The 212-nt window shown below is 50.9% G+C and carries 1 protein-coding gene; it reads right to left on the bottom strand.

Going from position 1 to position 212, the window contains the following annotated elements; genetic code table 11:
- Nucleotides 1–212, bottom strand: a 212-nt coding sequence (locus FDX22_RS00555; protein WP_146716570.1) for a (Fe-S)-binding protein, incomplete at both ends; no start/stop codon positions are given.

A 212-nucleotide genomic window follows, 5' to 3' on the forward strand; every position in this document is an offset into this window, starting at 1 on the left:
CATCGCGATAACATAGCACCAGCGCCGGATCGACACCGACCATTGGGATATTCAGCTTTGCCACCCGGTTGAGGAATTCAGCGGTCTTTTTCGCCGTTTTCGCAAACCGGTTTAAAAAGCCCTTTATATGCTGCGCTTTGCCGTTAGGCGAGAATGGCAACAACACCGGCTGCAAACCCAATTTTTCTACCAGTCGGATGAAATCGGCCACT

The organism is Citrobacter sp. TBCS-14 (assembly GCF_005280805.1).
GTDB lineage: Bacteria > Pseudomonadota > Gammaproteobacteria > Enterobacterales > Enterobacteriaceae > Citrobacter > Citrobacter gillenii.